Source organism: Algibacter sp. L4_22 (assembly GCF_023473045.1).
GTDB lineage: Bacteria > Bacteroidota > Bacteroidia > Flavobacteriales > Flavobacteriaceae > Algibacter.
In genome coordinates, this window is record NZ_JAMCOK010000002.1 from 76,858 (window position 1) to 91,495 (window position 14,638).

11 protein-coding genes are annotated in these 14,638 nt (G+C 31.6%); 10 read left to right on the forward strand and 1 reads right to left on the reverse strand.

Annotation, left to right across the window (positions count from 1 at the left end; all coding sequences use genetic code 11):
• Window positions 1-501: 501 nt before the first annotated feature.
• A complete protein-coding gene (locus tag M4I23_RS04965; RefSeq protein WP_249753658.1) occupies window positions 502-1,800 on the reverse strand; it encodes a hypothetical protein in 1,299 nt (432 codons plus the stop codon).
• Between the two features lie 805 nt (window positions 1,801-2,605).
• Between M4I23_RS04965 and M4I23_RS04970 the strand changes: the two genes are divergently transcribed.
• From M4I23_RS04970 to M4I23_RS05015, 10 genes are all read left to right on the forward strand, one after another.
• Entirely contained in the window at window positions 2,606-4,759 is a 2,154-nt protein-coding gene (locus M4I23_RS04970) for a VIT and VWA domain-containing protein (RefSeq protein WP_249753659.1), read from the forward strand.
• Window positions 4,756-4,962: a hypothetical protein gene (locus tag M4I23_RS04975; protein ID WP_158850147.1), complete on the forward strand. Its 207-nt coding sequence runs from the start codon at window positions 4,756-4,758 to the stop codon at window positions 4,960-4,962. Before M4I23_RS04970 ends, M4I23_RS04975 begins: the two co-directional genes overlap by 4 nt.
• A 291-nt stretch (window positions 4,963-5,253) precedes the next feature.
• Window positions 5,254-5,829 (forward strand): hypothetical protein, encoded by a 576-nt coding sequence (locus M4I23_RS04980; protein WP_249753660.1) that lies wholly within the window; start codon window positions 5,254-5,256, stop codon window positions 5,827-5,829.
• 24 nt (window positions 5,830-5,853) lie between these two features.
• Window positions 5,854-6,762 (forward strand): SH3 domain-containing protein, encoded by a 909-nt coding sequence (locus M4I23_RS04985; RefSeq protein ID WP_249753661.1) that lies wholly within the window; start codon window positions 5,854-5,856, stop codon window positions 6,760-6,762.
• A gap of 10 nt (window positions 6,763-6,772) precedes the next feature.
• Window positions 6,773-7,798, forward strand: coding sequence for a hypothetical protein (locus M4I23_RS04990; protein ID WP_249753662.1), 1,026 nt, complete (start codon window positions 6,773-6,775; stop codon window positions 7,796-7,798).
• A 32-nt stretch (window positions 7,799-7,830) separates the two neighbouring features.
• Window positions 7,831-8,193, forward strand: a complete 363-nt coding sequence (locus tag M4I23_RS04995; protein WP_249753663.1) for a hypothetical protein — start codon at window positions 7,831-7,833, stop codon at window positions 8,191-8,193.
• 187 nt (window positions 8,194-8,380) lie between these two features.
• Window positions 8,381-11,416 carry a two-component regulator propeller domain-containing protein gene (locus tag M4I23_RS05000; RefSeq protein WP_249753664.1) on the forward strand — a complete coding sequence of 1,012 codons (3,036 nt, stop codon included), beginning with the start codon at window positions 8,381-8,383 and terminating at the stop codon, window positions 11,414-11,416.
• A gap of 7 nt (window positions 11,417-11,423) precedes the next feature.
• The gene (locus M4I23_RS05005; protein ID WP_159020340.1) at window positions 11,424-12,173 is read left to right on the forward strand and encodes a LytTR family DNA-binding domain-containing protein; all 750 of its coding nucleotides are present in this window, start codon (window positions 11,424-11,426) and stop codon (window positions 12,171-12,173) included.
• A gap of 188 nt (window positions 12,174-12,361) precedes the next feature.
• Window positions 12,362-13,342, forward strand: a complete 981-nt coding sequence (locus M4I23_RS05010) for a nucleoside hydrolase (protein ID WP_249753665.1) — start codon at window positions 12,362-12,364, stop codon at window positions 13,340-13,342.
• A 3-nt stretch (window positions 13,343-13,345) separates the two neighbouring features.
• Window positions 13,346-14,314 carry a phosphotransferase gene (locus tag M4I23_RS05015; RefSeq protein WP_249753666.1) on the forward strand — a complete coding sequence of 323 codons (969 nt, stop codon included), beginning with the start codon at window positions 13,346-13,348 and terminating at the stop codon, window positions 14,312-14,314.
• Window positions 14,315-14,638: the final 324 nt, after the last annotated feature.

A 14,638-nucleotide genomic window follows, 5' to 3' on the forward strand; every position in this document is an offset into this window, starting at 1 on the left:
TTGAAGATTATGATTTTGACATTAATCTAAAAAGTACTCATTTATATAAATACTTAGAAGTTGTTTAATAATGCCATAATTTACAATCGCTGGCAAATATACTTTTTTTATAAGATTAGTTAGATGTATTAAATATAAAGATTATCAAGCCAAATAGATAATTCATTCTGTTAATTTTATTAACTATTCTTCTCTAAATTGGTATAGCTTAGTAATGAGTAATTTAAAATATATTTATACCGTTACATCTATGCCTAATTTTAAAACTGAGATAACCTATTAACAAAGTATTCCATAGCATACTTTCGTTGGGTAATTAAAGTTTATTCTACATTAATAATGGAGTTCTTTTATGTGATCGAGTAGGAGGGAAGCCTAAAGAGCATAGAATATTGCTGAATTTGGCATATAAAAAAAGTGATACTTCTATTAATAGAAGTATCACTTTTTTTATTTAAGAAGATAACCAATCTTCAAACTATGTAAACTATAAACCCAATATTAATTTGAAGCTATAATTTTATCAATTTTTAATCTGAAATCAAGATTGTTTATGTCTTCAGAATCAATGAATGTTTCAGAATCTGAACCTTTAGAATACACATTAAAGAATGAGCTGCTACCGTACCAGTTCTCTAAATCTTCATTGTTAGGGTTGTTTTTTACAAAAATATTTCCATTACTGTTATTGAAATACATTTCACTAAACTTTACCTTATTCAAGTTCTCAGTAGATAACACAATTTTATTATCTAATATTACAGCTGGATTGAATCCAGAAATAACACTTTTACGCATATCTAAAGAAGCATCTTTAGCAATATAGATACCTTCTTTTACTAAGCCTATTTCAATAGCTGAAGCTAAATCGCCACTTAAATTAATTATCGACATATTCTCAGCAGTAACCAATGTAGATTTTTTTGAATAATCTACTTCTTCTTTTTTGTTATAAGATGAAATAGACATAGATCTAGATTCTTCTGAACCTGAAACATAAGGAGAGCGTATAGCTAAAGAATTTGTTATGTTACATTGCGTACCATAATTAAAGTCAAAATCATTACCATTACTTCTATAAGAAACCATTTTATCTAAATTAACAACTCCTCCAATAACGTTAAAAGAATTTCCTTTACAGTAAGTCACCATAACGTTTTCGAATATAGTTTCGCTTCCTACACCAGCTAGAGTAATACCGCTAAAATAACCATTATCCTTAGTTCTTTTTCCTGCGTACTCTATTCTTACATATTTCAAAACACCTGAATTACTTCGAGCATTTTTTCCTCCATAAAGAGCATTTTGATTGGATACTTGTTGAAAACCATATTTTACATTAGATACACCACCCATTTGATTAATAGGAGCATCACCAAGAATAAATAATCCACCCCAATCGCCACTTTTCTTAATATCTTTACTTGACGTAAAAACAATAGGGTCTGTTTCTAGACCTTCAGCTATTAAAGTTGATCCCTTACTAATAATTAGAGAACCATTAGATTTAGAATCTCCCATTATAATAGTACCTGGCTCTATAGTAAGTGTTGCGTTTCCTGTTACAAAAACATTTCCTACTAATAAGTAAGTTTCTCTTTTAGTTAACCTAGTATCTTCAGTAATGTTACCAGTTAAAATTTGACTAGGCTGACCATAATCATTTGTTTTAGGTTTAAAATCTGTCCAATAACTAAGCCAATTATCAGTACCGATTATTCCTTTTTCTTGCTGTGCGTAGATAGAGCCAACGAATAACAGAGTTATAAGTATTAATGCTTTTTGGGTTAAGTTTTTCATAGTTTTTATTTATTCATTACAACATAATCAAGATTAATGCCAAAATCAGAATTAATCTAGAAAACAACTTTATCATAATTTGAGGGCCTAATGATAAAATTTTTAAGCGTAATAATTAGAGAGAAATTTAAAAGTTGTTCTATTAATAAGACACTTTTAAATTCGATAAGTCACATTTTCAATTTTACATTTATTATTAACTGATACAAAAATATTTTAAATTCTTGAGAATTGCTTATAAAAAAAGCTGAACGGTTATTAAAAAAGTTGAATAGATAAACGGTCATTTAAAAAGATTAATAGATAAACGGTCATTTAAAAAAACTTAATAAATACATAAAAATTAAACTTATAGTTTATATGGTTATATTTAATGTATTGATAATTAGATTTTTATGTTATTTTATTATCAAAATAAAACAACACTAACCTATTTATTAAGAGCTATATAACACATTAATAAGTGAAGTATTACTTTAATAAGTAGATAAGGGTATTAGAACAACTATGCTCTGTGACATAGCAACCAAATGACGTTGGTATTTATAAGTGAATAGCTAGTTCTACAGCAGATTTTTTTTTAAAAGTTCGAAATTAAATATATCTAAAAACACTTTCTTAATAATTACATTTTTTTCACCTTCTCGATGGATATAATATCAAAATTTTGATAAATCATTTTTTCAATATATAGCGATACTACGAATTCTAGATTAACCCCAACGAATTCTAAAACCCACTTAGATTAGCATGGCTTCTCTTTTAGATTTGATGTATAAATAACAACAATCTAAAAAATAAAACCATGAAATACTTAGTTACACTCTTACTTTTTTGTTCCATCTCTTTAGGCTTTGCTCAAAATAGCGATAGCCCTTATCTATCGGTTTCTACCAAAGATGCTGTAGTTCCTTTAAAATCATCTAAAACAGAAGTCGAAATTTCGGGGACTATAGCTCACGTGAAGCTTACTCAAGTCTATCAAAATAAAGGCGAAATTCCCATAGAAGCTAAATATGTTTTTCCGTTGTCTACTCAAGCGGCAGTTCATAAAATGCAGATGACGGTTGGCAATCGTATTATAAATGCTAAAATTTTTGAGAAACAAGAAGCTCAAAAAGTATATGAAACGGCTGTAAAAGAAGGAAAACGAGCAGCTAAACTAGACCAACACAGACCTAATATTTTCCAAATGAATGTGGGTAATATTATGCCTAACGATGAAATTACTATTGCTATTTATTATACCGAATTATTAGTTCCTATTAATGGCACTTATCAATTTGTTGCTCCAGCAGTAGTTGGTCCAAGATTTACAGGAGAAAGCGAACATTCAGAAGCTGCTTTTAATTCGCCGTATACTTCAAAAGGAGCGGCAAGTACTTTTGATTATGATATTAAAGTATCACTTAATGCTGGCATGATTATTCAAAATATAAATAGCAGCAGCCACCAAGTAAATATTAATTATCCAGATCCAAAAACAGCCGAAATATTTTTATCAAAAAGTAATAAAAACCCTGGGAACAGAGATTTTATTTTAGACTATAGCCTTCGTGGCAACAGTATACAATCTGGTTTATTGTTATATGAACATGACGATGAGAATTTCTTCGCCTTACAAATGGAACCAACAAACAAGGTTAATTTTAAAGATATTCCATCTAGAGAATACCTTTTTATTGTTGATGTTTCGGGGTCTATGAACGGTTATCCTTTAGAAGTTTCAAAAGAACTCATGCGTAATTTACTATGTGATCTTAGAGCTACAGATACTTTTAACGTTCAGCTGTTTGCTTCTAGCTCTACTGTTTTCAGTACAAATTCAGTAGAAGTCAATGAAAAAAATATAGAAGCTGCTATTCTTTTTCTTTCTGAAGGACAAGGCGGAGGCGGTACAGAGTTGCTTAGCGCATTAAAATTAGCTTATAAATTACCAAGAAAAGATCCAAGCAGCGCGCGTTCTATGGTTGTAATAACAGATGGTTATGTAAGTGTAGAAAAAGAAGCTTTCGAGCTTATTAAAAACAATTTAGACCAAGCCAATGTGTTCACTTTTGGTATAGGCTCTAGTGTAAATCGATATTTAATAGAAGGTTTGGCAAAAGTATCTAATAGCGAGTCTTTTATAGCCACCTCAAAAACAGAAGCTTTAGAAACAGCAAAAGCTTTTAAAAATTATATAGAAACCCCTTTATTAACACAAGTTAAACTTAAAGCAAAAGGTTTTGAAATCTATGATATGGCTCCAAGTAGCATTCCAGATGTTTTTGCTGCTAGACCTGTGCTTGTTTATGGAAAATACCATGGTACGCCAGAAGGAAGTATTATAATTACTGGTTACCAGGGTAAGAAAAAATTTAAACAAGAATTCAAGATCTCTTCTAAGAATGTAAGCGCTAAAAACAAAGCTTTACGCTATTTATGGGTAAGAAAACGAATAGAGGAACTAGACGATTATAATAAATTGTTTTCGGATGATGTCAAGCAAGATGTTATAGACTTAGGAATAAAATACAACCTAGTAACCAATTACACTTCTTTTGTAGCTGTAGATGAAACTATTGTTAACGAGGATGGCACATTAAAAACAATAAAACAACCGCTTCCAATGCCTAAAAACGTTAATAATTCGGCTGTTGGAGCAGAAGCAGAAGTCTCTAAAAAAACTACGTTTAAGAAGTCTTTTTCTATAACAATGAATGAAAACCTATTGAAAATCGATAAAAGAAAAATTAAGATGGAATTTAAAGCATTATACACAACTTTAGTAACCAAATACTTAAAACAATATGATAGCCTGCGTATAAAGTTTAACGCTGAAGGTGAAATTACAGAAATTGAAGTTCTAGATCATGGCACCTGGGTTTATGCTTCATCTGTTTTTAAAGAGTTTACGGGTTTATCTGTAAAAACATTAAATGTGAATAGAAGTATAACTTTAACCTTAAAAAGATGATAAAAACCGTTTTAAAAATAGCAGTTGTATCATGTATCGCGTTAAATATTTATATGATTTTAGTAAGATGTGATTACATTGATTTTTATTCAAATGATAAACCTGTACAAATCCGAGATAGTGTGAATAATTTTAAACAACAAAACACAAAAGCAGATTGTAACCTTGATTTAGAATATCAATATGAGGAATTTGTAGAATAATAGTTTAACGATTGATTTTTTTTAATTGAAGTTGTTATTCTGAATAGAAAATAAAACCGTTATCACCCCATAATTTCAAAAACCAGAAGAACCTGTAAGGCTTAAAAACTTTGCAGGTTTTCTTTTTATAGACCTAGTAAAATGATGATAAATAACGATCGAAATAAGTATAAACGATCAATAATTAACGAATTCTAGTTTATAGCTTACGGATACTAGAAGCGACCAAATAAACCCTTAGTTCTCCCTTAATTTTGAGGTATAGAAACATAACAACCTAATATATATACCATGAAAAATCTAATTATTCTTTTAATCACATTAATCAGTTTTCAGTTTACAAACGCGCAAGAATTTACAGTAACCAGTAAATATAAAGTTGCAAATAGAATGGACACCAAGCAACAAGAATATGCTACAGCGCTGTTCGATATTGTAGCAACAGATGATGTTTCTATGAAAGTAGCAACTTTAAGCATTCTAGATCTTGATCTTTTTGAAGATGTTACTATTACATTATTAACAGACCCTAATCTGGATAACATTAATGAAATTATAAAAGTAGACATCCATTATAGCACATGTTGCTACCATGCCGAAACTTATTATTACATGATAACAGATACTAACGATTCTATTTCATTACCATATATAGAAAACGATTTTTGCGAGAATACAACAACAGAAGTTCAATATATATTCCCAGTACAAAAACTTGGTAAAGAAGCCATAATACTTAAAACAGAGGTCAGCTTTACAGAAAAACACACTATTAAAGATCTTAAAGTTCTACAGAGTTTTGCGTGGAATGATGATGACTTTAACGACAACGAATCAGTAGCCTATTCAGGCATTGACAATAATTAATATTAATCTTTAAATTTATTCAAAATGAAAAATGTACAAAACAGTATCCTAGGATTATGCCTAGTAGCAATGTCAACCATGTTTGGCCAAACAGAACCACAAGTAAATTTTGCAACAGCAACACCAAGTACCACGGTAAGCAAAGTAACTTATGAATACTTACTTGCAGACCACGTTTACTTACGTGAAAATCCATCTATAAAGGGAAAGGCAGTAGCATTATTACCAATTGGAACCAAAATGGTTATAGAAGAAAAAAGTGAACGTGAAGATACCTTAGATGGTATTAAAAGCAACTGGTATCGCGTAAGTATTGGTAACGACTCTGGCTGGGTTTGGGGCGGTTTAATAGCTCAAAAAACCTTTGGGAGTGAAGCAAGCCACAACGTAAAATTTGCTTATGGTTTTGAAAGCGCTACCGTAAATGAAGCAGGCGAAATTGAACAAAAACATCAATTACGAGCTTTTAAAAATGGTGTTCAAATTGATAAAATTGTTTTCAACGGACATCAATCTAAAGCTTTAGAAATGAAAAATATTGGAAACAAAGGGTTGTTTAATGTTGAAGATATTATCGCTCTTGATATTCCTGCTACCGAAGGAAATGAAAATAAAGGCAAAATGTACATTTTTTGGAATAACGGAAAATTTACAAACGTAGCCAGTTTAATAGATCACTGCGATACATCTTACAGTAAAACAGAATCTTTTGTTTTTCCATCAGATATGGAAGGTGTAAAAAGCAGATTGGTTTTAGAGACTTTTATTACGGATTTTAAAACAATAGCTAAAAATGAAACCGCTAAAGAGGATAAAAAACTAATTATTAGTGAATATAAATGGAATGGATACAAATTAGTTAAAGTTGAGGATACTCCAGAAAGCACAGAAGATTTGGTAGCTAGTGAGCATTTAAATCCTATTAATTTCTAAAAAAGTATTAATGAAACGATATTCAATATTAATCTTTTTAATTCTAATATTAGGCTGCAAGAAGCCGTTTTCGCAAACACCGGAAACGGCACTTGCTTTGCCTATAGAATTTACAGAACAGATGGAATCTATTGTTTTTATTGCAGGTTTTGATGAAGGTGACAACACGTATTATACCAATGCAAAACACTATTTTGAAGCACAAGATATACAGGTTGTAGATCATTTATTTTCAATAGAAGAAATCATTAGCTTTCTTAATAAAACTGCTGGTAAAACATACGATAAAATTCACATTGTAAGCCATAGTAATCCTTGGTTAGGCATGTCTTTAAAAACAACAAGAAAAGGTGAACGCATTACGGTAGAAACCTTATCTGAATTCAAAAATGATATTCCTATTTTAAAATCGGGTGTTAATAATACCACGCAAATTGTTTTTCATTCTTGTGGTTTAGGAGAGAATAAAGTGCTTTTACAGGCATTAAAACAAGTCTTTACAACAGTAGAATCACCAAAAATAATTGCGTCTTCATATTTTAATGTATTTGGAGGTAAATATGCAGGACACTATTTAGCAAAACCTTATTATGGTTATTATCCAACAGCCGAATCTCCAGGTCCAGCAGCACTTTCAAAAGATTTTAAAGCGAATTATCCACAGACTAAAATAGATTGGTTTACAGCATTGAAAACAAGAAAAGAAACAAGTTTAGGAGGTATTTATAGCTATAAATTTAATATTCCTGTAGAATGGGAATTTACTTTTAATGATAAAGCAGAAATTCCAGAGCTTAGCGATAGAGACGCTATTATGGATTGGGTTTCCGAGTCTTCAGAAATGGCAACTATTTTATATCACCTAAATATTCCTATAGAAAAATACCGTTGGAAAAGTGAAATCCATGGCAACAAACTTCTTATTAAAGGAAAAACAACAGTGCTTTGTGTATTACAGCCCATTTTACAGAAAGATGATGCAACAGAATATAGAAACACAGCAATAAACGATACTAGTTTATACCAAACAATATAAAATACAATTCACTTTTAAAAATTATAAAAAAAATGGACCCAAAAAAAATATTTACAACCATATTAATATGGTTACCGTCAGTAATAATAACGTTATTTTTTATACCTAACGCTTTAGATAAAATATTGCATTCTAGTGAAATGAATAAAATTGTTTCAAATAATGCCATACTCATTATTACAGGTATATTTCTATTAATAGCAACTGCTTTATTTTTGTATAACAGAACGATTGTAATCGGAACCATACTTTTAGCATCTTACATGACGCTTATTGTCTTTATTCATATGTACAAAGGAAAATCGTATGAAGTTGCAATTCTAATTGTTATGGCTACCATATTTGCAGCATATATTAGAAGTCCGTTTACTTTTCAACAAAAACGAAATTATTAATTTGAATAAAATCGGAAACTAGAGAAGTATTTACCAATTCAGTTAAAAATGAATGAGGGTTTAATACCTAAATGGAAGAGAGTAAATCTAAAAAAAGTTTATATTTAACCGAAATTGCAACTCTTATCCAATATAACTTTTAACCTAATTATTTTAATTTAAAAAACACTAGAAACCAAAACATCATTTGAGCAAAAAACACACTACATATTTTCTTTTATTCCTACTTTTTGTAAGCTCCATAATTAGTGCGCAAAACAGTCAATTACGATCGTATTCCATAGAAGATGGTTTACCACAATCTCAAGTATATGATATTGTTCAAGATGAAATTGGTTACTTATGGTTAGGCACACAAGGAGGCGGACTCTGTAATTTTGATGGTACTAATTTTTCTGTATGGAATGAAAACAATGGACTACTTTCCAATTATATTCATGCGTTATACACGAGTAATGATAGCCTATATATTGGAACAAATCTCGGATTATCCATTAAAGTAAAAAATAAATTTTCAAATTATAAATCTCCGCAAGTCAATCATTTTTATAAATCAGAAAACGGCCTTTATTTAGGCACAGCACAAGGTATTTACAGTTATTCTAATACTGAAAAACTAAAAAAACTAAGCATAAACACAGACATTGATTCCAGTATAGTAAATGCTATTGTTTTCGATGGTACGTTTTATTGGATAGCAACTAACACCGGACTTTGGAAAACAAATAAGCTGGAGGGCGCAACGCTTCAAATAGAAAAAATTGAAGAAAACAATTTCAAATCTGTAGTTTATAATAACCATAAAATATTTGCAGCAACTTATAGAGATGGTATTTTAATACTAGATCCAAAAGGTAATGAAGCACCTATTTTATTACGAGAACCACTTGGTATTAATTCCATGGAAATTCATAATAAAAATGAATTATGGGTGGCAACAGATAATGATGGCATCACCATTATAGATACCCAAAATTATGCCGAAAAAAGAAACATAAACAAATCCAAAGGGCTTTCGGTTTCTCATATTAGAAAAACCTTTACCGATAGACAATCTAATATTTGGATCGCCACATCTGGTGGTGGTTTCTATAAATATTTCCAAAATAATTTTCAACATTTCGATGCATCGTCGGGCTTAAAAGGCAATCGTATTTATGCTGTACATCATGCAAAAAATAGCCTTTGGATATCGAGTTCCGAAGCAGGTTTAACTCAAATAGATACGTTAGGAATTCATCATATTCCTAAAATTAAAGGCTTTTCGAATATAAAAATAAAGACCATAACTAGTGACGATTATGGAAATATTTGGGCCGGATCCGACGGTAATGGTGTACTTTTAAGAACCACGAAAACAGTAGATAGTTTAGTTCCAGATTATAGCGATTCTCTAAACGTTGTTACAAAAGTATTCACAAAAACAGTAATTAAAAACAAGGTTCTAAATACCGAAAACGGTTTCCCTTTCGATTGGATTCGTAAGCTTGTTAAAGGACAAAATACCATGTGGGTAGCAACTTATTCTAGTGGTATTATACAGTTTAATTACGATAATGAAAGGGATAGTTTAGTTATCAAAAAAAGATATGGTAAAAAATCTGGCATCACCGATTTATACATAAAAGACATCGCATTAGATAACCAAAACAGATTATGGTACGCCACACAAACAGGTCTTTTAGGTTATATTCAAGATGGCAAACAAATAGCTTTAGGAGCCGTTTTAAAACAGCAAACAGCTATAAGAACGTTGTTGTTTCATCAAGATAAATTGTTTCTAGGAACAGCCGGAAAAGGTATTTGGGTTTCAGAAATTAGCGATAACACCCCAATTTTCAAACCTTTAAAAGGAGCGAAAAAAATGTCTTCAGAAAATATATATCAATTAATATTTGATAATCAAGGTTATTTATGGGCAGGCACAGAACGCGGTGTAGATAAAATTCAATTAAACCAAGATAGCGATATTGAAGACATCTATCATTTTGGAAGAAACGATGGTTTTCTAGGTATAGAAACTTGTTTAAATGCCGTAGATAAAGATGAAAAAGGTCACCTTTGGTTTGGTGCGCTTTATGGCTTAACCGAATACATACCAAGTGCTGCTAGTAAAACTACTTTAAAACCCGAAATCTATTTTAAAGATGTGCAAGTTGCTTATAAAAGTGTCGATACTATAAACCTAAAGGCTTGGACTAATACAAACAAAGTTCTAAACTTAACCCCAACCCAAACCCAATTAAGTTTTGCCTATAGAAGTGTGGATATCGATCATCCAAATCAAATAGAATACCGGTCTAAATTAAACCAAAACGCGTGGAGTCCGTGGTCTAAAGAGAACAAACAAAACTTTGCAGGTTTAGCTTATGGCGCGCATCAATTTTCTGTACAATCTAGAAATTACAGATGGGAGGAAAGCATACCTATAAAATTCAACTTTTTTATAGATAGTCCGTTATACAAAAAAGCAGCATTCCAATGGGCTGTAATAGGCTTTGCTCTCTTGCTTTTATTAGTTTTAGGTTGGCTATACATTAGAAGAATAAGATTAAAAAACAAAGCTGATAAAGCACAATTACAAATAAAAAACGACCTGCTTACTCTAGAGCATAAGGCGTTGCAATTACAAATGAATCCGCATTTTATCTTTAATGTACTAAATGGTATAAAAGCCATGGCCATTAACAAACCAGATAAAATGAATGCCACAATAAATAGTTTTGCAACCTTACTTAGAGAAACGCTAAATAACTCCAGAAAAGACCAGATTACTTTAGGGCAAGAAATTAAAACCATACGCCATTATATTACTGTAGAGCAGTTAATGGCAGCAAAACCGTTTACGTTTACAATTACTAGTAACTGCGAACTCGATCCAGAAGAAATACTTGTGTCACCCATGTTAATTCAGCCTTTTGTAGAAAACGCAATTCGCCATGGTATTTTAAAAGGTGACAAAGTAGGAATGCTTCAAATTGAATTTAATACTACCGAACATTATTTGCATTGTACAGTAATCGATAATGGTATTGGTATTTTTAAATCTCAAGAGACAAAAATAAAAACAGACCATCAATCTATGGCGCTTACCGTTACAAAAGAGCGTTTAACATCCATTTCGGGTGAAAATGCACTGCAGATTACCGAAATTAAAAATGATGATGGTACTATTGGCGGAACAAATATTACCTTTAAAATTCCTTTATTAACAGATTATTAGAGAACCTATGCTTACAGCCATTATTGTAGAAGACATGATTGATGCTTTACAGCTTTTAAAAAGCGATTTAGAAACCAGGCATCCCGAAGTTGAAATTATTGCCACCGCACAAAGTGTTGTAGAAGCAGCAAAGGTTTTACGTAAGAAACAACCCGATATTCTATTTTTAGATATTATGTTAGGCGATGGAACTGGTTTTGATATTCTAGAGATTTTTCCAGATTTAAAATCGAAAATTATCTTTGTAACAGCCAGTGATGAGTTTGCAATTAGAGCCTTTAAATTCGCGGCTATAGATTATGTTTTAAAGCCGTACGCTTACGAAGAATTGGATTTGGCTGTAGATCGTGCTAAAAAGCAAATACAACCTAATAAAGAACGATTAACCATTTTAAAAGAAACACTTTCTGCTCCAGAACAAAAGCCAGATAAAATATCGTTACACACACTAGATAAAATTATTATTGTGAGTTTAGATGATATTATTCGTTGTGAATCTGATAGTAATAATACCATTTTTCATCTTCAAGACAAACGTAAGGTGTTTGTAACCAAAACATTGAAGTATTTTGCAGACATGTTAAAAAGTTACGATTTTATCAGAATTCACCAAAGTCACTTGGTTAATTTAGATTATGTTAGTGAATACATAAAATCCGATGGCGGTTATTTAATGCTGAAAAATGGCGAAAATGTACCGGTTTCTGTTCGGAAGAAAACCGAAATTATTGAGATTTTAGATACGATGCATAGGTGAGTGGGTGATTTTTTTAATGACACCCGATAAATAAGTTGTTATATGATAATTGTATTTCTATAAAATGAATGTTTTCATTATCCTCAACCAAGTAATGTTCCATCACTTTCTACGACCAAAGGCTGCATCAATCGTATAGTTTGTACTTTTGTAAATACAAATTATTTCAGCAATTATAGAAAGCCTACATGCAAGAACATAATAAAATCAATATATTAAAGAACGTAAATTTCAATAAAGGGATTTACGTTTCTTTGTTTCAATTAATACTTCTAGTTTCCGTTTTTACTCAGTTTACAGCAGGCGCACAGATAAAAGACACGCGTTTACCCATTATTATTGATGCTGATACCGCTAATGAAGTAGACGATCTTTATGCTATTGTTAGAGCCATTAAAGAACCGAATTTTAATATTTTGGGTATTACTTCGGCACAGTTTCATACATCGCCATTGGCAACCGAAAACACCGTACAAGAAAGCCAAGATATTAACGAAAAGATACTGAACTTAATGGGGAATTACAGCATTCCGTTACCGCTTGGAAGTAATGTACCGATAACCAATAGTACAGAACCGGCAAGTTCTCCGGCTTCAAACTTCATTGTTAAAATGGCGCATAAATTACCAGCTGGCGAAAAGCTAAACGTGGTTATTTTAGGATCGAGCACCAATGTGGCGAGTGCTATTTTGGAAGATCCATCGATTATAGAAAAACTAAAAGTGCATTATCTTGGTTTTTGGCATACCGTGGAAACCAACGCGTATAATAAAAAGGAATTCAATACAGGCAACGACCCAAAAGCGGTGGATATTCTTCTAAATACCAAAGGTCTAGATTTAAGTATCATGACGGCAACAACCAGCCAACACTTGGTGTTTACTAAAGCAGAAGTAGATGCGCAATTAAAAAACAAAGGCGGTATTGCCGATTATTTAATAAACCGTTGGGACACATACGAGCGTTGGTGGACCAAGGATGACCCAGAAAAGAAAAGCTGGATTATGTGGGATGTTGCTATTATAGAAGCACTCGCACATCCTGAATTATCGAAGATTGAGACCTTTTTAACACCTCCAGAAAACACACCACGTGTAATAAACATCCATACCAAAATAGAGGTAGACCTTATGAAAACGGATTTCTGGCAAAGCTTAAATAAAAAATAACCTATGTATTTAGATGTTAATAGTTCCATTTTGGATTTTGAGCTGTGTTTAAATGCCATGGGGTTTTTAGACCTAAAACAAGAACGCATTCTTTCTATAGAAAAACCGGGTGAGGGCAACATGAATGTGGTACTTAGAATCCGTACCAATACGCGGTCTTTTATTGTAAAACAATCGCGTCCGTTTGTTCAAAAATATCAAGATATTACGGCACCTATTGAGCGTATCGATGTGGAATTTCAGTTTTATAAAGCGGTTACCAATAAGGTTATTGCGCCACATATTCCTAAAATACTGGCTTATAACGCAGATAATTATTTGCTTATTCTGGAAGATTTAGGCGATTGTAAAGATATGTCGTATCTCTATGATGATAGAACGATGGACAGCTCGCAACTGCATGAACTTATAGATATTGCTGCGGAAATTCATAAATCTAAACCTACAGCATATCCTGAAAATATGGACTTGCGTTTGCTTAACTATCAACACATATTTGTTTTGCCTTTTTTAAAGGATAGCGATTTTCATTTAGATACCATTCAAAACGGGCTTCAGGAATTGGCTTTAATTTACAGACATGATGCCGCGTTAAAAACAGAGATTGCAAAGGTTGGCGAGCAATACTTATCTAAAGGGGATACGCTTTTGCACGGCGATTATTATCCTGGAAGTTGGATGACGAAGGAAAACCATACGTATGTGATAGATCCGGAATTCAGTTTTATGGGTTTTGCCGAATTTGATATTGGCGTTATGGCCGCACATACTATTATGATCACTATGAACAGCGATTGTTTAGAAGGCATAAAAAATAGATATCCCGAAACCCTGAACGCAAATTTACTTTCCCAAGTTGCAGGAATAGAAATTATGCGTAGAATTATTGGTTTGGCTCAATTACCTTTAAAAAGATCGATTGAAGAAAAAAGGTTGCTTTTAGAAATGGCACGAACGCTTATTTTGAATTAGCAACACCAAGATTTAATTTTTTTAGTAAAAACATCAAATTTTGTCGTTCGCTGAGAATCGCGTATTTGAAAAAACTTTAGTCCTTGTAGATAATATTCAATTTATGTGAAACATGAAAAATAGTCGCGTTATAAAGAATTGTTTGCTTTATATTTTCTTCATTAAAAATAAACAATAGCATTTCTTTTTATAAATCCAAACTGCTAAACCGTATATTATAAAAGCAAAAAGTACTGTTTTTGATAATTGCAACAAAATATCCTTAAACCCAAAGTCTTTTAAGATCAGCATGCGCATTATGATTAGAATTATCAAATAGACAAA